This is a genomic window from Stenotrophomonas terrae, assembly GCF_039674165.1.
In the GTDB taxonomy this organism is placed as follows: Bacteria; Pseudomonadota; Gammaproteobacteria; order Xanthomonadales; family Xanthomonadaceae; genus Stenotrophomonas; species Stenotrophomonas terrae_A.
On the sequence record NZ_JBDJMY010000012.1, the window covers coordinates 19,786 to 37,444 of the forward strand.

At 64.2% G+C, this 17,659-nt stretch carries 13 protein-coding genes; 12 read left to right on the forward strand and 1 reads right to left on the reverse strand.

Going from position 1 to position 17,659, the window contains the following annotated elements:
* Positions 1-35: 35 nt before the first annotated feature.
* From ABE493_RS07505 to ABE493_RS07515, 3 genes are all read left to right on the forward strand, one after another.
* Complete coding sequence (locus ABE493_RS07505) at positions 36-3,206, forward strand: efflux RND transporter permease subunit (protein WP_346498314.1); 3,171 nt, start codon at positions 36-38, stop codon at positions 3,204-3,206.
* Positions 3,207-3,331: 125 nt separating this feature from the next.
* Positions 3,332-4,069, forward strand: coding sequence for an SDR family oxidoreductase (locus ABE493_RS07510; protein WP_346498315.1), 738 nt, complete (start codon positions 3,332-3,334; stop codon positions 4,067-4,069).
* A complete protein-coding gene (locus ABE493_RS07515; protein ID WP_346498316.1) occupies positions 4,063-5,496 on the forward strand; it encodes an efflux transporter outer membrane subunit in 1,434 nt (477 codons plus the stop codon). Before ABE493_RS07510 ends, ABE493_RS07515 begins: the two co-directional genes overlap by 7 nt.
* A gap of 283 nt (positions 5,497-5,779) precedes the next feature.
* Here ABE493_RS07515 and ABE493_RS07520 read toward each other — a convergent pair whose 3' ends face one another.
* Positions 5,780-7,276 carry an aminotransferase class III-fold pyridoxal phosphate-dependent enzyme gene (locus ABE493_RS07520; RefSeq protein WP_346498317.1) on the reverse strand — a complete coding sequence of 499 codons (1,497 nt, stop codon included), beginning with the start codon at positions 7,274-7,276 and terminating at the stop codon, positions 5,780-5,782.
* Between the two features lie 118 nt (positions 7,277-7,394).
* Here ABE493_RS07520 and ABE493_RS07525 point away from each other — a divergent pair, with 118 nt between their 5' ends.
* The 9 genes from ABE493_RS07525 (at position 7,395) to secF (ending at position 17,480) form a co-directional block, all read left to right on the forward strand.
* The gene (locus ABE493_RS07525; protein ID WP_057630013.1) at positions 7,395-7,826 is read left to right on the forward strand and encodes an Lrp/AsnC family transcriptional regulator; all 432 of its coding nucleotides are present in this window, start codon (positions 7,395-7,397) and stop codon (positions 7,824-7,826) included.
* A 114-nt stretch (positions 7,827-7,940) separates the two neighbouring features.
* Positions 7,941-8,984 (forward strand): tRNA preQ1(34) S-adenosylmethionine ribosyltransferase-isomerase QueA, encoded by a 1,044-nt coding sequence (gene queA / locus ABE493_RS07530; protein WP_346498318.1) that lies wholly within the window; start codon positions 7,941-7,943, stop codon positions 8,982-8,984.
* A gap of 93 nt (positions 8,985-9,077) precedes the next feature.
* A complete protein-coding gene (locus ABE493_RS07535) occupies positions 9,078-10,160 on the forward strand; it encodes a Fe(3+) ABC transporter substrate-binding protein (RefSeq protein ID WP_346498319.1) in 1,083 nt (360 codons plus the stop codon).
* A gap of 72 nt (positions 10,161-10,232) precedes the next feature.
* On the forward strand, positions 10,233-11,885 hold the full coding sequence (locus ABE493_RS07540) for an ABC transporter permease (protein ID WP_346498320.1): 1,653 nt from the start codon (positions 10,233-10,235) through the stop codon (positions 11,883-11,885).
* The gene (locus tag ABE493_RS07545; RefSeq protein ID WP_346498321.1) at positions 11,875-12,876 is read left to right on the forward strand and encodes an ABC transporter ATP-binding protein; all 1,002 of its coding nucleotides are present in this window, start codon (positions 11,875-11,877) and stop codon (positions 12,874-12,876) included. Before ABE493_RS07540 ends, ABE493_RS07545 begins: the two co-directional genes overlap by 11 nt.
* A gap of 74 nt (positions 12,877-12,950) precedes the next feature.
* Positions 12,951-14,090, forward strand: a complete 1,140-nt coding sequence (gene tgt, locus ABE493_RS07550) for a tRNA guanosine(34) transglycosylase Tgt (RefSeq protein WP_346498322.1) — start codon at positions 12,951-12,953, stop codon at positions 14,088-14,090.
* Between the two features lie 128 nt (positions 14,091-14,218).
* Complete coding sequence (yajC, locus tag ABE493_RS07555; protein ID WP_346498323.1) at positions 14,219-14,548, forward strand: preprotein translocase subunit YajC; 330 nt, start codon at positions 14,219-14,221, stop codon at positions 14,546-14,548.
* 57 nt (positions 14,549-14,605) lie between these two features.
* The gene (gene secD / locus ABE493_RS07560; RefSeq protein ID WP_346498324.1) at positions 14,606-16,450 is read left to right on the forward strand and encodes a protein translocase subunit SecD; all 1,845 of its coding nucleotides are present in this window, start codon (positions 14,606-14,608) and stop codon (positions 16,448-16,450) included.
* Positions 16,451-16,511: 61 nt separating this feature from the next.
* Positions 16,512-17,480: a protein translocase subunit SecF gene (gene secF / locus ABE493_RS07565; protein WP_346498325.1), complete on the forward strand. Its 969-nt coding sequence runs from the start codon at positions 16,512-16,514 to the stop codon at positions 17,478-17,480.
* Positions 17,481-17,659: the final 179 nt, after the last annotated feature.

The following is a 17,659-nucleotide window of genomic DNA, read 5'->3' on the forward strand; positions in this document are numbered from 1 at the left end:
CTGCAGCCCGGCGCCGGCTCTCCAAGGAATTCCCCATGGACTTTTCCAAGTTTTTCATCGACAGACCGATCTTCGCGGCGGTGTTGTCGATCATGATTTTCGCTGCCGGGCTGGTCAGCATTCCGTTCCTGCCCATCGGTGAATTTCCCGACGTGGTGCCGCCATCGGTGGTGGTGCGCACCGTCTACCCGGGTGCCAACCCGAAGGTGATTGCCGAGACCGTGGCCACGCCACTGGAAGAAGCCATCAACGGCGTCGAAGGCATGATGTACTTCAAGTCGGTGGCCGGCTCCGACGGCGTGCTGCAGATGACCATCACCTTCCGTCCCGGCACCGATCCGGACGAGGCTGCGGTGAAGGTGCAGAACCGCGTAGCGCAGGCGCTGGCGCGTCTGCCTGAGGATGTGCGGCGCCAGGGTGTGACCACCCAGAAGCAGTCGCCGACCTTCCTGATGGTCGTGCACCTGACCTCGCCAAAGGGTACCTACGACACCTTGTACCTGCGCAACTACGCACGCCTGCACGTCAAGGATGGGCTGGCCCGCATTCCCGGCGTCGGCGATGCACAGATCTTCGGTGGCGGTGACTACGCCATGCGTGCCTGGCTGGATCCGGAAAAGGTGGCCTCACGCGGCTTGACCGCCAGCGATGTGGTGCGGGCGATGCGCGAGCAGAACGTGCAGGTCTCGGCTGGCCAGCTCGGTGCCGAGCCGATGCCCAACAGCCAGTTCCTTACCCTGATCAATGCACAGGGGCGCCTGCGCAGCGAGCAGGAGTTCAGTGACATCGTGCTCAAGAGCGGTGCCGACGGCGAAGTGGTGCGGCTGTCGGATGTGGCACGCATCGAGCTGGGTGCGGGCGACTACACCATGCGTTCGCAGCTGGATGGCAAGAACGCCGTCGGCATCGGCATCTTCCAGTCGCCCGGTGCCAATGCGCTGGATATCCGCGACGCGGTGATCGGCCAGATGGACGAGCTGCAGAAGAGCTTCCCGGCCGACGTGAAGTACGAAGCGGTTTACGACACCACCATCTTCGTGCGTGATTCGGTCAAGGCTGTGATAAGCACGCTGCTGGAGGCAATCGCGCTGGTGGTGCTGGTGGTGATCCTGTTCCTGCAGACCTGGCGCGCATCGATCATTCCGCTGATCGCGGTGCCGGTGTCGGTGGTGGGCACGTTCGCGGCGTTGTACCTGCTGGGCTTCTCGATCAATACGCTGAGCCTGTTCGGGCTGGTGCTCGCCATCGGCATCGTGGTCGATGACGCGATCGTGGTGGTGGAAAACGTCGAACGCAACATCGAGGAAGGCCTGTCGCCAACCGCCGCCGCGCACCAGGCAATGAAGGAAGTTTCCGGTCCGATCGTGGCGATCGCGCTGGTGCTGTGTGCGGTGTTCGTGCCGATGGCCTTCCTGTCGGGCGTCACCGGCCAGTTCTACAAGCAGTTCGCGGTAACCATTGCCATCTCCACGGTGATCTCGGCGATCAACTCGCTGACCCTGTCGCCGGCGCTGGCAGCACGTCTGCTCAAGCCGCACGGTGCGGCCAAGGATGCACCGAGCCGGGTGATCGACAAGCTGTTCGGCTGGATATTCCGTCCGTTCAACCGCTTCTTCAAGACCAGCTCGGAGAAGTATGAGCGCAGCGTCGCGTCGATTCTTGGCCGTCGCGGTGCAGTGTTCGTGGTCTATGCGGTGTTGCTGGTGGGTACCGGGCTGATCTTCAAGCTGGTGCCGCCGGGCTTCATTCCCACCCAGGACAAGCTGTACCTGATCGCCGGTGTGAAGCTGCCGGAAGGTTCCTCGGTTGCGCGTACCGATGCAATGTTGCGCAAGGTGGCAAAGATCGCCCAGGAAACCGAGGGTGTCGCCCACACCATTTCCTTCCCCGGCTTGAATGCCCTGCAGTTCACCAATACGCCGAACACCGGTGTGGCCTTCATTCCGCTCAAGCCTTTCAGTGAACGCCACGGCCGTACCGCCGCGCAGATCAATGCCGAGATCAACCAGAAGATCGCCGGCCTCAAGGAGGGCTTCTCCTTCTCGATGATGCCGCCGCCGATCCTGGGCCTGGGCAACGGCAACGGCTACCAGATGTTCATCGAGGACCGTGGCAACCTGGGTTACGGCGCATTGCAGAATGCGTTGCAGGGCATGCAGGGTGCAGTGTCGCAGACCCCGGGCATGGCCTATCCGATCACCAGCTACCAGGCCAACGTGCCGCAGCTGGACGCGGAGGTTGACCGGGTCAAGGCCAAGGCGCAGGGCGTGCAGCTGACCGAGTTGTTCGACACGCTGCAGACCTACCTGGGTTCGGCGTACATCAACGACTTCAACCAGTTCGGGCGTACCTGGCAGGTGATCGCGCAGGCCGATGGCCAGTTCCGTGACAGCGTGGAAGACATCGGCAGGCTGCGTACCCGCAACGACCGCGGCGAGATGGTGCCGATTGGCTCGATGGTCACCATCAAGGAAACCTATGGCCCGGACCCGGTGCTGCGCTTCAATGGTTACCCGGCGGCCGATCTGGCCGGTGAAGCGGACCCGCGCATGCTGTCCTCGGCGCAGGCCATGACCAAGCTCACCGAAATCGCAGGGCAGGTGTTGCCGGCCGGCATGGTGACCGAATGGACCGACCTGAGCTACCAGCAGGCCACCCAGGGCAAGGCTGCCTTCATCGTGTTCCCGGTGTCGATCCTGCTGGCCTTCCTGGTATTGGCGGCGCTGTACGAGAGCTGGTCGTTGCCACTGGCGGTGATCCTGATCGTACCGATGACCTTGCTGTCGGCCTTGTTCGGCGTATGGATGACCGGCGGTGACAACAATGTGTTCGTGCAGGTGGGCTTGGTGGTGCTGATGGGTCTGGCATGTAAGAACGCCATCCTGATTGTCGAGTTCGCCCGCGAGCTGGAGATGGGCGGCAAGGGCATCGTCGAGGCCGCACTTGAAGCCTGTCGCCTGCGCTTGCGGCCGATCGTGATGACCTCCATCGCCTTCATCGCCGGCACCGTGCCGCTGGTGTTCTCGCATGGCGCAGGTGCCGAGGTGCGCTCGGTAACGGGTATCACGGTGTTCGCCGGCATGTTGGGCGTGACCTTGTTCGGCCTGTTCCTGACCCCGGTGTTCTATGTGGCATTGCGCAAGTTCATGTCGCGCCATGGCCATAGCAAGCTGGTCCAGCACGGTGAATCAACCCTGCATCACTGAGGCCGGATAAGCGGCAGCGGGAGGCGGTAGTTATCTGCCTCCCGCGCCATTCGGCCACGACTGGAATGCTGCTGCGGCATGACCCAGTTCCGCGCGGCATCAACTCATTCCCCAAGGGACAAGCAATGAACAACCCAAGCACAAAAATCGCACTGGTCACCGGCGCCACCCGAGGCATCGGGCTTGAGACCGTGCGCCAGCTGGCCAGCGCAGGCGTGCATACGCTGCTGGCCGGGCGCAACTATCAGGCTGCCGTTGCACGCACGCTGGAACTGCAGGCCGAAGGCCTGCCGGTGGAGGCAATACAGCTCGACGTAAATGATCCGGACAGCATCGCGGTGGCGTTTGAACATGTGCAGCAGCGGCATGGTCGCCTGGATATCCTGGTCAACAATGCCGGCGTGTTGATCGATGACCTGAAGCAAGGCGCCAGCGGGCAGTCGCAGGCGGTCTGGCGCAGTACCTTCGATACCAACCTGTTCGCCGTGGTTGAAGTAACCGTGTCCTTGCTGCCACTGCTGCGCCAGGCACCGGCCGGCCGCATCGTCAATGTGTCCAGCATCCTGGCTTCGCTGACCCTGCATGCGCAGCCGGGCTCAGCGATCTACGGTTTCCTGGCGCCGGCCTACAACGCTTCCAAGAGCGCGCTCAATGCTTGGACGTTGCAGTTGGCACATGAACTGCGCCACAGCCCGATCAAGGTCAACGCGGTGCACCCGGGTTACGTCAAGACCGACATGAACGCTGGTCAGGGTGAAATGGACGTGGCCGAGGGTGCACGTACCAGCGTAGCCATGGCGCTGATCGGCGCTGATGGCCCGACCGGAAGTTTCAGCTACCTGGGTGAGGTGCTGCCATGGTAACGCGCATTCTGGTAACCGCGATGGCGAGCGCTCTGCTGGCCGGCTGCATGACCGTTGGCCCGGATTACAAGGCACCGCCCATGCAGCCGGTAAGCCTGCACGGCGCAAGCGACGCTGCATTCTCTGTCGAAACGCCGGTGGCGAGCTGGTGGGCGCAGTTTGGTGACCCGGTATTGGAGCAGCTGGTGCACGACGCGCTAGGCGACAATCTGGACCTGCAGATTGGTTTGGCACGGGTACGTGCGGCGCGTTCAGTCTTCGTCGAGAAGCGTCTGGACCAGCTGCCGCACGTCACCGCAGGCGGCAGTCAGGATCGACGCATGCAGCCCGATCCATTGGTCGGCGGCGAGCGCGTCTTTACCGAAACCTACCAGCTCGGCTTCGATGCAGGCTGGGAACTGGATCTGTTCGGCAGGCAGCGGCGTGCGGCCGAAGCGGCACGCGCCGATCTGGGCGCCGAGCGTGACAGTCTGGCCGATGCGCAGGTGATGGTGGCTGCCGAGGTGGCGCGCAATTACTTCGAGCTGCGTGGCTCGCAGAAGCGGATTGCGGTCGCCCGCGACACCCTGGTCAATCTGCACGAGACCCAGCGCTTGACCGAAACCCGGCTCGAGCTCGGCGCAGGCAGCGAACTGGATGTGCAGAGCAGCCGCGCGCGCTTGAAGGCGATCGAAGCAAATATTCCACTGCTTGAAGTTGCCGAAGTGCAGTCGCGTCACCGTCTGGCAGTGTTGCTGGGGCAGCGTCCGGGCACGTTGGATGCACTGCTGCAGCCGCGCGAGATACCCGCGTTCGCCAAGGCCTTGCCCTTGGGTGATACCAGTGACCTGCTGCGCCAGCGTGCCGATGTACGGATGGCCGAGCGCCGCCTGGCTGCCGCAACCGCGCGGGTGGGCGTGGCCACCGCGGATCTGTTTCCCCGCATCAGCCTGAGTGGCTTCGTCGGCTTTCTCGGTGGCAATGCCAATGGTCTGGTCAACGGCAACAACAAGGCGTGGTCGTTGACGCCATCGATCAGCTGGGCAGCGTTCGATTTCGGCACGGTACGTGCGCGCCTGCGCGCCAGCAAGGCGCAGGCCGATGGTGCCGCTGCCGAGTATGAGAAGGCGGTGCTGCTGGCGCTGGAGGATACCGAGAATGCGTTGACGCGCTACGCCAAGGAGCAGGCGCGCCTGCGCATCGTGGTGGACCAGGCCGAAGCTGCCGGCCGCGCGGCAGCACTGGCCGAGTTGCAATACCGCGAGGGCTCGGAGGATTTCCTGGCCTTGCTGGATGCACAGCGCAACAAGCTGCAGGCCGACGACGCACTGGCGCAGGCGCAGGCCTCGGTCAATGTTGGCGTGGTCGGGATTTACAAGGCGCTGGGCGGCGACAGCCGGCCCTCGTCTGCAGTGGCAACCGCCAGCGTGGGCGCGACCAAGGGCTAGTGCTCGCGCTCGGCGGTGATGGGCGGCTGCCTGCGGCACCATGGGGCAGGCAGCCGCAGGCGCGCTAGGCGTGCGCGCTTGCTTGTGGTTGATGCTTTGAGAGTTCTGGCGCTTGCCGGTAGTTAAGAGGCGCTATTCGCCAAACCGGCGCCGATTGGCAACACCATCATTGTTCCGCGCCGCTGAGCGAAGGCGCGCCGGCGCTGTGTTGCTTGAGAAACAAAAAGGCGGCCGTGGCCGCCTTTTTGCTTTTACTCTTGCTTTGCTTTTGCTCGTGCGCAGATCAGGCAGCGTTGGCCTGTTCGCGGCGCGGGCCTTCGCGTAGTGCGCGGCCGACCATGTCGACCAGCACGTCCAGCTCTTCTTCATCCATGCCGAAATGCGGGGTGAAGCGCAGCGAGTTCTCGCCGCCGTGGATGACATTGACGCCGTGCATGCGCAGCCACTCTTCGGTGGAGCCGGCGCCGTAGCACTTGAACTGCGGTGCCAGTTCGCAGGAGAACAGCAGGCCGGTGCCTTGCACCTTGGTGATCAGGCCGCCGAGCTTGTCCTTGAGTGCTTCCAGTTTCTGCACGGCCTGCTCGCCGCGCAGGCGGATGTTCTGGCGCACTTCCGGCGACAACCGGGCGAGGGTGGCGCAGGCCACGTCCAGCGCACGCGGGTTGGTGGTCATGGTGTTGCCGTACACGCCCTTGCGGTAGAGCTTGGCGGCGTGTTCGGTCACGGCCAATACCGACAGCGGGAACTGCGCGCCGTTCAAGGCCTTGGAATAGGTCTCCATGTCCGGCGGGTCCAGCGTTTTGTAGCCCGGGTAGTCGACGAAGGACAACGTGCCGTGCGCGCGCAGTGCGGCCTGGATGGAGTCGATCAGCAACAGACTGCCGTGCTCGCGGGTCAGCTCGCGGACCAGCTTGTAGAAGCTGGCCGGCACCGCGCGGCCCGGGTCGCCTTCGCCCATGACCGGCTCCAGGAATACCGCCTCGATGAACCAGTTGTTGCTCTTGGCATCGGCGAACACCTTGCGCATCGCCGCTTCGTCGTACGGTGCAACGGTGATGACGCTGTTTTCGCCGCGGTAGCTGGCCAGGTGCTGGTCATAGGCCTTGCGGCTGGAATCGGAGTACAGCGCCGGCCGATCGGTGCGGCCATGGAAGCTGCCCTTGATCACCACGCGCTTGATGGTTGCGCCGGCATGTGGAGCACCCGGGTCGGTCTGCAGCTTGGCATTGATATCGGCAATACGTGCAGCCAGGCCGACGGCCTCGGAACCGGAGTTCAAACACATGAAGTGCGAGAACGGGCAGCCGCCACGGCTGTGCCCGATTTCCTTGCGCATGGCCTGCACGAAGCGGCGCTGGGCAAGGCTGGGCGTCATGATGTTGGCCATCACCTGCGGCTTGGCCGCTGCGGCCATCACATCGGCCGGGGTGTGGCCGAAGCCGAGCATGCCGTAGCCGCCGGCGTCGTACAGCACCGCGCCCTTGAGCGAGATCACCCACGGGCCGCTGGCGGCCAGGGCGATGTAGGGGACGATGGCGTCGTCGGCATAGAAATTGACGAAGCCGGCCTGCATGGCGTCGATCTGGTCTTTCTCGTCCAGATCCAGCAGATCGGCGGCTTCGGCCTTGATCCGGGTGTATTCGCTGGCAGCGGCCTGGATGGCGGCTGCCAGGTCGGGATGAGCAGCGGCCAGGCGTTCAACGCTGGCGTCGTCCAGGCCTGTGGTCAGGCGGCTGCCGGCGTGCGCGCGAAGCGGGGCGAGGGGGCCGAGTACGGTCATGCTCATCTCCAGAAGTTTCTTGTATATACCCATTATGTGGAGATTCTGGTCATATGGCAGCTATGATCTCGACATATTTTCGGGTAATTTCGTCGAATCGACGAAGTTGGTGAGCAATGTGAATATTTCCCCCGCCGACGAGCGCCTGTTATCCGTATTGCGCGAGGACGCCCGCGCCTCCACCGCGCAGATCGCCCGCCGGCTGGGGCTGTCGCGCACAACGGTACAGAGCCGCATCGACAGGCTGGAACAGCTGGGGGTGATTGCCGGTTACACGGTGCGTACCCATGAGGACTACGAACAAGGCCAGGTGCGCTCACACGTATTGATCACGGTGCTGCCGAAGAAGATGCCGGCCGTGGTCAAGGCGCTGCGGGACATCGCCGAGGTGCGTTCGCTGCATTCGGTCAGCGGCAACCACGATCTGATCGCGATGGTGGTGGTGGGCGGAGTCAGTGAGATGGATGTGGTGACTGACGCCATCGGTGCGATTGACGGGGTGGAGCGGACCAACAGCGCGATCATTCTTTCGACCAAGTTTGAGCGCTGAACGGACGCGGCATGGGCGGCGGTTGTTGGTGGCAATGAACACACCACCGTCCAAATACCGGGCTGCTGGCCGCCGGGAGCTACAATAGCCGGCTCCCCGTACGAAGTTCCGGCCTTGAAGAAGTCCGATTTCACCTATGACCTGCCTGAGGAATTGATCGCCCAGGCACCATTGGCCGAGCGTTCGGCCAGCCGTCTGTTGCTGGTGCCGCCAGCACCAGGCGCTTTCGACGACCGCCATATCAGTGATCTGCCGGATCTGCTGCAGCCCGGTGACCTGCTGGTGTTCAACGACACCCGTGTCATCCCGGCGCGCCTGTTCGGGCAGAAGGCCAGTGGCGGCCGCGTCGAAATCCTGATCGAGCGCCTGTTGGGCGGCCAGCAGGCGCGTGCGCAGATTGGCGCCAGCAAATCGCCCAAGCCCGGCAGCCTCATCCAGCTGGATGCCGGCGGCGAAGCCGAAGTGCTGGGCCGCGATGGCGAGTTCTACGTGCTGCGTTTCGACATCCCCGAGGCGCTGGAGTCCTGGCTGGTGCATGAAGGCCGGCTACCGCTGCCGCCCTATATCCACCGCGAACCCGGCGCCGATGATCGCGAGCGTTACCAGACCGTGTTCGCCAGGCAGGTAGGTGCGGTGGCCGCGCCCACTGCCGGTCTGCATTTCGACGAACCGCTGCTGGCGCGCCTGCGCGAGGGCGGCGTGCAGTTCGGCCATATCACCCTGCACGTGGGTGCCGGCACGTTCCAGCCGGTGCGGGTGGATGACCTGTCCCAGCATGTGATGCACCGCGAATGGCTCAATGTTGGCGCCGAATTGGTCGAGCAGGTGCGCCGTACCCGTGCTGCCGGTGGCCGCGTGATCGGCGTCGGTACCACCGTGGTGAGGGCGCTGGAGAGCGCCATGCGCGAGGGCGAGCTGCATCCTTATGCCGGCGAAACCCAGATCTTCATCACGCCGGGTTACCGCATCCGCAGCGTCGATGCGATGGTCACCAACTTCCATCTGCCGGAGAGCACCTTGCTGATGATGATCAGTGCGTTTGCCGGCAAGGCGCGGGTGTTCGAAGCCTATGCGCATGCAATCGTGCACAGGTACCGCTTCTTCAGTTATGGCGATGCGATGCTGCTGTTCCCGGCGGGCGAGGGTGCGGCGGATTGACGCAGTGCAGGGAGGGATCAAATGAGATAGATTCTCATTTGATCCGTTTCCGGCCATGGTGGTCGGTTCCGACGACCACTTCCGGAGTAATCCATGCGTCATCCGAAGCGTGCCGCCGGCCATCTGGCTGCCCTGTGTTCCCTCGTCCTGCTTGGCGCCTGCGCCAAGACCGGTGACAACCCTGCCTCTGCCGCCGCGCCGCAGAAAGCTACCGCCGCTGGTGAGGTCAACCTCTACACCACGCGCGAACCCGCCCTGGTCCAGCCGCTGCTGGATGCCTTCACCGCCGATACCGGCATCAAGGTCAACACGGTATTGCTGAAAGACGGTTTGACCGAGCGCCTCGCTGCCGAAGGCGAACGTTCACCCGCCGACGTGCTGATGACGGTGGACACCGGCCGGCTGCTCGACGTGGTCGAAGCCGGCCACACCCAGGCGATCAAGTCAGCGGTGCTGGAGGCTGCAATCCCGACGCATCTGCGCTCGCCGGATGGGCAGTGGTTTGCATTGTCGCTGCGTGACCGGGTGGTCTACGCCGACAAGGATCTGGACCTGAGCGGCTTCACTTATGAGAACCTGGCCGACCCCAAGTGGAAGGGACGGGTCTGCATCCGTTCCGGCCAGCACCCGTACAACACCAGCCTGTTCGCGGCGATGATCGCGCACGATGGCGCGGAAAAGACCGAAGCATGGTTGCGTGGCGTCAAGGCCAACCTGGCGCGCAAGGCTGCGGGCGGTGACCGCGACGTGGCCCGCGACATTCTTGCCGGTATCTGCGATATCGGCGTTGCCAATGCGTATTACGTCGGCCGCATGAAGAATGCCGAGGAAGGCTCCGAACAGCGCAGCTGGGGCGATGCCATCCAGGTAGTGCGGCCGGTGTTTGCCAGCGCTGCCGATACCGGCACGCACGTCAACATCTCCGGCGCCGCCGTCGCCCGCCATGCCCCCAATCACGACAACGCGGTCAAGCTGCTGGAGTATCTGGTCAGCGACAGCTCGCAGAGCCTGTACGCCCGTGCCAACTACGAATATCCGGTGAAGCCGGGCGTGGCGCTGGATCCTGTGGTGGCAAGCTTCGGCCCGATGAAGGTGGACCCGTTGCCGCTGGCCGAGGTGGTAGCCAACCGCAAGCTGGCCAGCGAGCTGGTGGACAAGGTCGGCTTCGATAACTGACCCTGCGGGTTCCCGACAGGCCGGCGCCGCCACAACGGGGCCGGCCTGTTGCTTTGTGATGGATAGTGCTTGATGACGTGGCGATGGAATCCGTGGCTGCTGGGCGCGGTAGCGGTGGCAGCACTGATGCTGGCACCGGTACTGGGGTTGGCGTGGGCCGCCAGCGATGGCAGTGCCGGGCTGTGGGCACACCTGTGGGCCAATGTGCTGCCGACGGCCTTGTTCAATACCGGCCTGTTGCTGCTGGGGGTGGGCGTGCTGGTCTGTGTGCTGGGCACCGGCAGTGCCTGGCTGGTGACCGCCTTTACATTCCCCGGGCGCAGGCTGTTGAGTTGGGCCTTGCTGCTGCCGCTGGCCGTGCCGACCTATATCGCTGCCTTCGCCTATCTGGATGTCCTGCACCCGTTGGGCCCGGTGCAGGGGCTTGTCCGTGACCTGCTCGGTTACGACAGTCCGCGCCAGTTCCGGTTGCCGGACATCCGCCATCTCGGCGGCTGCATCGTGCTGCTGGGTTTCGTGCTCTATCCGTATGTGTACCTGACCACCCGCGCCCTGTTCATGACCCAGGCCGCCGGCTTGCTGGAAGCGGCGCGCAGCCTCGGTGCCACGCCCCTGCAGGTGTTCTGGCGGGTGGCCTTGCCATTGGCGCGGCCGGCGATTGCGGTAGGTGTGGCCTTGGCCTTGCTGGAAACCCTCAACGATATCGGCGCCTCCGAATTCCTCGGCGTGCAGACGCTTACCGTGTCCATCTACACCACCTGGGTCAGCCGTGGTGATCTGGCTGGAGCGGCGCAGATCGCCTTGGCGATGCTGCTGGTGGTGGCCTTGTTGCTGGCCTTGGAACGGCATGGGCGGCGCCGGCAGCGCTATGCGAGCGTGGTGCGGCCGCGCCCGTTGCAGCCGCAGCAGCTGCGCGGCGGCCGCGCGTTGTTGGCGCTGCTGCTGGTGGCCTTGCCGGTGTTGCTGGGCTTTGTGGTGCCGGCGGCCTATCTGCTGTGGGAAGCGGTGGCGCGGCTGCAGGTAGCTGGCATTTCGCCGCAGTTGCTGGTCGCGCTGTGGAATACCGTGCGGGTGGCATTGCTGGCAACGTTCGCCGCTATGGTGCTCGGCCTGCTGGTTGCCTGGACGCTGCGCCTTGCGCAGGCGCGGCGAGGGCAGCGCGTGGCGGCGGCCAGTAGTCGCATCGCTGCGCTTGGTTACGCCATCCCCGGTACGGTCTTGGCCATCGGGCTGCTGTTGCCGCTGGGCGGATTGGATGCCATCGCGAGCCGACTGCTGGTGGTGTTCGGCGGCCAGCCGCAGATGCTGCTGATGGGCTCGGTGAGCATGCTGGTGCTGGCCTATACGCTGCGTTTCCTGGCGGTGTCGGTGGGCGGTATCGAGTCGGGTCTGGCCCGCATTCCGCTCTCGCTCGATCAGGCTGCTGCCAATCTGGGCGAGCGGCCGGCAGGCATGCTGCGGCGGGTGCATCTGCCATTGCTGCGTCCGGCCCTGGCCGCTGCCGCGTTGCTGGTGTTCGTTGACACCATGAAGGAGTTGTCGGCCACCCTGGTGCTGCGGCCGATGAATTTTGAAACCCTGGCGACCTGGTTGTATGCCGAAGCCGCGCGTGGCACCTACGAGGAAGGCGCGGTGGCGGCTTTGTTGATCGTCGTCAGTGGCCTGTTGCCGGTGATTCTGCTGGCGCGCGCGGGCGCGGCGTATGGAGTGGAAAATGCACGTTGAGACGCAACTGGTATTGGACGGTCTGCAGGTCGGTTATCCCACTGCGGGCGGCTTCAAACAGGTGGTGCAGGGCTTGTCGTTGCAATTGCAGCGCGGCCAGATCGGTTGCCTGCTGGGTGCTTCCGGCTGCGGCAAGACCACGGTGCTGCGCGCCATCGCCGGCTTCGAACCGCTGCAGCGCGGTCGCATCGAACTTGTCGGTCGCTGCCTGGCAACGGCGCAGCAAGGGCTGCCGGCCGAGCAGCGCCGGGTGGGCATGATGTTCCAGGACTACGCACTGTTCCCGCACATGGATGTGGCCGCCAATATTGGTTTTGGCCTGCGCGGGTTGCCGCGTGCACAGCGCCAGGCGCGGGTGCAGGCCTTGTTGCAGCACGTTGCATTGCAGGGGCTGGATAAGCGCTACCCGCACGAGCTGTCCGGCGGTCAGCAGCAGCGCGTGGCGCTGGCCCGTGCCTTGGCCCCGGCGCCGGACCTGCTGCTGCTGGACGAGCCGTTCTCGAACCTGGACGTGGACACCCGCCAGCGCCTTGCCGGCGAGTTGCGCGACATGCTCAAGGCGGCCGGCACCACCGTATTGATGGTGACCCATGACCAGGCCGAAGCGTTCGCGATGGCGGACCGCGTCGGTGTCATGCACGAAGGCCGCCTGCTGCAGTGGGACACGGCGCAGGCGCTGTATGCCGCACCGCTGGACCCCTTCGTGGCCGGTTTCATCGGCCGTGGCACGGTGATCGATGCCGCGCAACTGGGCGCGGGGCAGGGCGGGCGTGTGCTGGTGCGGCCGCAGAGTCTGCAGCTGGACCCGGCAGCGGCCTTGCGCGCGCGGGTCGAGGCGGTGGTGTTCCGGGGGCCCGGCAGCAGTGGCTGGGTGCGGCTGGCGCAAGGGGAGCGGTTGGAGCTGGATTTCGGCCCCGGTCCACTGCCGGAGATCGGCGCCGAGGTGGGCCTGGCCTGGCACGATCCTGCGCCGGTACGTTTCGCGGATTGACCGGTTTCGGCTGAAAGTTCGCCCTGCCGGTCCATATCCGCGACAATTGGCGCAACTGACGCCTCAATGCTTCCATGTCCAGATTGCAGTTCAAGCTCCAGAACACCGATGGCCGCGCCCGCCGTGGCCAGCTGTCCTTCCCGCGCGGCACCGTGCAGACCCCGGCCTTCATGCCGGTGGGCACCTATGGCTCGGTCAAGGGCGTGCTGCCCGAGCAGGTGCGCGCGCTCGGTGCCGAGATCATCCTCGGCAATACCTTCCATCTGTACCTGCGGCCCGGGCTGGATGTGATCGCCGACCATGGCGGCCTGCATGGTTTCTGCCAGTGGAACGGTCCGATCCTGACCGATTCGGGTGGTTTTCAGGTGTTTTCGCTGGCGCATCGCCGCAAGATCACCGAAGAAGGCGTCACGTTCGCCTCGCCGACCGACGGTGCCCGGGTTTTTCTGGGGCCGGAAGAGAGCATGAAGATCCAGAAGGTGCTGGATTCGGACATCGTCATGATCTTCGACGAATGCACCCCGTACCCGGCCACCGAGCCGGTGGCGCGCAAATCGATGGAGCTGAGCCTGCGCTGGGCCCAGCGCAGCCGCAACGCGCATGACGCCATGGGCAATGATGCGGCGCTGTTCGGCATCGTGCAGGGCGGGGTACACACCGAACTGCGCAGCCGCTCGGCCGAGGGCCTGCAGCAGATCGGCTTCGATGGCTATGCCATCGGCGGGCTGGCGGTGGGTGAGCCCGAGCACGAGCGCAACGCCATGCTCGACCACATGCACCCCATCCTGCCGGCCGATCGCCCGCGCTACCTGATGGGCGTCGGCCGCCCGGAAGACCTGGTCGAAGGCGTGGCCCGTGGCGTGGACATGTTCGATTGCGTCATGCCTACCCGCAATGCCCGCAACGGCCACTATTTCACCTCGTTTGGCACCGTTCGCATCCGCAACGCCCGCTATGAACGCGATATGGACGTGATCGAGCCCGGCTGTGGCTGCCATGCCTGCACCGGCGGTTACACGCGCTCCTACCTGCGCCACCTGGACCGTTGCAACGAGATGCTGGCGCCGATGCTGGGCACCCTGCACAACCTGTTCTATTACGAAAAACTGATGGCTGACATGCGCGCGGCCATCGAGGCGGGAACCTTCCAGGCCTTCCGCGAGTCCTTCTATGCAGCCCGGGGCCTGAGCGTTCCGGCGTTGTCGGGGGAGTAGCGGCGCTTCACACGGCTCGGGACTAGCTCCCGGGCGCGTGGCATACTTCACGGCTGACCCACGTTTCGCGGTAACTGCTGCAGGCCATCCGGCCCGGGTGGGTGCCGCCCAACATCAAGGACTACAAAATGACTCTCATGGCTATCCTGCTCCCCGTCGCCCAGGCCGCTCCGGCCGCACCGGGCATGGGCACCTTCCTGCTGCCCATCGCGCTGATCGCAGTGATGTACTTCCTGATGATCCGCCCGCAGATGAAGCGTCAGAAAGAGCACAAGGCAATGCTGGAGAAGATCTCCAAGGGTGACGAAGTGCTGACCTCCGGCGGCATCGCTGGCGTGGTCACCGACATCGGCGACAACTTCATCACCGTGGAAATTGCCGACAACGTCCGCATCCGCGTACAGAAGGGTTCGGTCGGCAACGTCCTGCCCAAGGGCACGCTGAAGTCCGCTGCCTGAGACTGATCCCTTTCCGTCACGTCGTGACGCCGCACAGGCGTCACGCAGGATCCTGCAATGCTTGAATTTCCGCGCTGGAAGTACTTCCTGATTCTGATCGTTCTGGCGGTCAGCGCGCTGTACGCGCTGCCCAACATCTACCAGAAGGATCCGTCCGTTCAGATCACCGCCAACCGTGGCGGGCAGATTGATGATGCGCTGAAAGAGCGTGTCAGCAAGGCGCTGAGCGAGGCCGGTGTTGCCACCAAGTCGGTGGAGCAGGAGGGCGACAACAACCTGATCGTTCGCCTGACGTCGCTGGATGCGCAGTCGCGCGCCAACGAGGTGGTGCGTGAAACGGCCGGTGAAAACTACACCGTGGCCCTGAACCTGGCCTCGACCGTTCCCGATTGGCTGGCCAACCTCGGCGGCAAGCCGATGGTGCTGGGCCTGGATCTGGTCGGCGGCGTGCACTTTGCCCTGCAGGTGGACCAGAAGGCTGCGGTGGACAAGCGTTTTGAAGCCTTCACCGAAGACGTGCGCACCACGCTGCGCGACAACCGCGTGTCCTACCGCTCGGTCGAGCGCCGTGGCGAGAGCGACATCGTGGTTTCGCTGGCCAATGCCGCTGACGCCGACAAGGCGCGTGCCGCGCTGGCCAAGGCACAGCCGACCTTCACCTATTCGGTGAATGGCGAGCGCATCACCGCGACCGTGCCGCAGGCGGAAATGCAGCAGATCGCCTCCGGCGCCATCGAGCAGAACCTGACCACCCTGCGTAACCGCGTCAACGAACTGGGCGTGGCCGAGCCGATCATCCAGCGCCAGGGCGAAGACCGCATCGTGGTCGAGCTGCCGGGCGTGCAGGACACCGCCGAAGCCAAGCGCATGATCGGTGCCACCGCCACGCTGGAATACCGCGCCGTGGTTGATGGCAATGCCGAAGATGCAGCCAGCACCGGCCGCATTCCGCCGGAAGCCAAGTTGTACCGCGACCGTCGCGGCATGCCGGTGCTGTTGAACAAGCGCACCATCGTCACCGGCGACCAGATGGTCAAGGCCAGCACCTCCACCGACCAGAACGGTCTGCCGGCGGTCAGCGTGACGCTGAACAGCGTTGGCGGCCAGCGCATGTTTGATTTCACCAGCGCCAATGTCGGCAAGCCGATGGCAGTGGTCTACACCGAGCGGATTCCGCAGGTGACCATGGTCAACGGTGTCGAGCAGCGCAGCTTCCGGGTCAAGGAAGAAGTGATCTCGGTGGCCAACATCAATGGTGTGTTCGGCAAGGAGTTCCAGACCACCGGCCTGGAGAAGACCGAGGCCGATGGCCTGGCCAAGCTGCTGCGCGCAGGTTCGCTGGCCGCGCCGATGGACTTCGTCGAGGAATACGTGATCGGCCCGAGCCTGGGTAAAGAGAACGTGGACCGTGGCGTCAAGGCGGTGGTGTTCTCGTTCGTGTTCACCCTGGTGTTCTTTGCCATCTACTACCGCATGTTCGGCGTGATCACCTCGGTGGCCCTGCTGTTCAACCTGCTGATCGTGGTGGCGGTGATGTCGATGTTCGGCGCGACCATGACCTTGCCGGGCTTTGCCGGTCTGGCCTTGTCGGTCGGTCTGTCGGTCGATGCCAACGTGCTGATCAACGAACGTATCCGTGAAGAGTTGCGATTGGGCATGCCGGCCAAGAAGGCCATCGCGGAAGGTTACGAGCGCGCCTCGGGCACCATTCTCGATGCCAACCTCACTGGCCTGATCGTCGGTGTGGCGCTGTACGCGTTCGGTACCGGCCCGCTGAAGGGCTTCGCGCTGACCATGATCATCGGTATTTTCGCCTCGATGTTCACTGCGATCACCGTGTCGCGTGCTCTGGCGACGCTGATCTACGCCAAGCGCAAGAAGCTGACCTCCGTGGCCATCTGACGCGAATCTCTTCGCAGAAACCCGCACCTCACCGGTGCGGGTTTTCCAAGGAACTCCTTGCATGAAACTGTTTCCACTTCACATCGTTCCGAACGACACCAACATCGACTTCATGAGTCACCGCAAGCCGGTGCTCGCGATCATGGTGGTGTTGCTGCTGGCCTCGTTCGCCATCATCGGCTTCAAGGGCTTCAACTACGCGCTGGAGTTCACCGGCGGTACGGTTGTGCGCACCCACTTTGAAAAGAGTGTCAACGCCGACACGGTGCGCGAGCGTCTGGAAAAGGCTGGCTTCGACAATGCCCAGGTGCAGAGCGTCGGCGGTGGCAATGACCTGATGATCCGCCTGCCGCCAGATGGCGAGCACAACAATGCTGCCGATGCCGCACAGAAGGTTGCCGAGAACGTCCGCATCGCGGTGACCTCGGCGGACAATGTCGCCACCGTGCAGCCGGGTGAGTTCGTTGGCCCGCAGGTCGGCAAGGACCTGGCGATGAACGGCATCTACGCCACGCTGTTCATGGTGATCGGCTTCCTGATCTACATCGCCGCCCGCTTCGAATGGAAGTTCGCCATCGTCGCCAGCGTCACCGCGTTCTTCGACCTGATCCTGACCATCGCCTACATGTCGCTGGTTGGCCGTGAGTTCGACCTGACCGTGTTGGCCGGTATGTTGTCGGTGATGGGTTTTGCCATCAACGACATCATCGTGGTGTTCGACCGTGTGCGCGAAAACTTCCGCAGCCTGCGCGTGGAGCCGCTGGAAGTGCTGAACCGTTCGATCAACCAGACGCTGTCGCGTACGGTTATCACCGCGGTGCTGTTCTTCCTGTCCGCGCTTGCGTTGTACCTGTTCGGCGGTGAATCGATGGAAGGCCTGGCCGAAACCCACATGGTGGGTGCGGTGATCGTGGTCATCTCCTCGATCATCGTGGCGGTGCCGTTGCTGAGCATCGGCCCGTTCAAGGTCACCAAGCAGGATCTGCTGCCCAAGGCCAAGGACGAGGAAGAGCTGGCCCGTCGTCCCTGACGGATCCGCACTGCCTCGCTGAAAAGCCGCGCCCTGCGCGGCTTTTCTTTTGCCCGTGATAGGTGCGAGGGCAGGGTGGTCCATGCGGTGGCGTCGGTTGTTTTCGATGCGGCAGCGCACTACGATCCTCCCGGTTCAGCGCGCAATCTGTTTGTGCTGCTGTCTTCTGTTTAGCCAAC

Excerpts from the sequence above, each read along its gene's own strand:
- ABE493_RS07505 (WP_346498314.1), top strand. The coding sequence starts at position 36 with ATGGACTTTTCCAAGTTTTTCATCGACAGACCGATCTTCGCGGCGGTG.
- ABE493_RS07510 (WP_346498315.1), top strand. The coding sequence starts at position 3,332 with ATGAACAACCCAAGCACAAAAATCGCACTGGTCACCGGCGCCACCCGA.
- ABE493_RS07515 (WP_346498316.1), top strand. The coding sequence starts at position 4,063 with ATGGTAACGCGCATTCTGGTAACCGCGATGGCGAGCGCTCTGCTGGCC.
- ABE493_RS07520 (WP_346498317.1), bottom strand. The coding sequence starts at position 7,276 with ATGACCGTACTCGGCCCCCTCGCCCCGCTTCGCGCGCACGCCGGCAGC.
- ABE493_RS07535 (WP_346498319.1), top strand. The coding sequence starts at position 9,078 with ATGCGTCATCCGAAGCGTGCCGCCGGCCATCTGGCTGCCCTGTGTTCC.
- ABE493_RS07540 (WP_346498320.1), top strand. The coding sequence starts at position 10,233 with ATGACGTGGCGATGGAATCCGTGGCTGCTGGGCGCGGTAGCGGTGGCA.
- ABE493_RS07545 (WP_346498321.1), top strand. The coding sequence starts at position 11,875 with ATGCACGTTGAGACGCAACTGGTATTGGACGGTCTGCAGGTCGGTTAT.
- tgt (WP_346498322.1), top strand. The coding sequence starts at position 12,951 with ATGTCCAGATTGCAGTTCAAGCTCCAGAACACCGATGGCCGCGCCCGC.
- yajC (WP_346498323.1), top strand. The coding sequence starts at position 14,219 with ATGACTCTCATGGCTATCCTGCTCCCCGTCGCCCAGGCCGCTCCGGCC.
- secD (WP_346498324.1), top strand. The coding sequence starts at position 14,606 with ATGCTTGAATTTCCGCGCTGGAAGTACTTCCTGATTCTGATCGTTCTG.
- secF (WP_346498325.1), top strand. The coding sequence starts at position 16,512 with ATGAAACTGTTTCCACTTCACATCGTTCCGAACGACACCAACATCGAC.